Genomic DNA, 408 nt, shown 5'->3' with positions numbered 1-408 from the left:
CGGCTGCAAGCAGATCCAGTTCCAGCGTGAAGGCCTCACCGCCGGCCTGCTGTACCTCGGCCGCCGCAGCGGTGAGGCCTTCAGGCGAGCGCGCGATGAGCACCACGACGTTGCGGTCGCGTGCGGCAACCTTTGCGATTGCTCGTCCAATGCCGCGGGAACCGCCAACCACGACGACAGCCAAACGGAACTCGTTGTGCGGGGTCACTTCGATGTTCCTACCGACGGCATGATGGTCGCGGCTCCCCTGTGGACGAGGCTATTTACTTCGTCGGTGACCTCGCCATTCAAGATCCTTTCGAATCGTTCCAATGCCCGTGCCACATTCGCTCCATCCATAACCCTGTGGTCGTAGTGAATGCGGACAGTAACCGATCCATCCTCGCCGATCGGGCCGTAGTTGAAAAG

At 61.0% G+C, this 408-nt stretch carries 1 protein-coding gene and 1 pseudogene; both read right to left on the bottom strand.

Features of this window, described 5'->3' with window-relative positions:
- Positions 1–208, bottom strand: a 208-nt coding sequence (locus AF337_RS34615; protein ID WP_152971330.1) for an SDR family NAD(P)-dependent oxidoreductase, incomplete at its 3' end; no start/stop codon positions are given.
- Positions 205–408: pseudogene (locus AF337_RS34610) on the bottom strand (hypothetical protein); the annotation flags it as partial. The pseudogene AF337_RS34610 and the gene AF337_RS34615, both read right to left, overlap by 4 nt.

It is taken from the genome of Rhizobium ecuadorense (genome assembly GCF_001187535.1).
GTDB classification, from domain to species: Bacteria; Pseudomonadota; Alphaproteobacteria; order Rhizobiales; family Rhizobiaceae; genus Rhizobium; species Rhizobium ecuadorense.
Note: the sequence above shows the minus strand (reverse complement) of the source record. Positions and strands in the feature narration are given on the sequence as shown.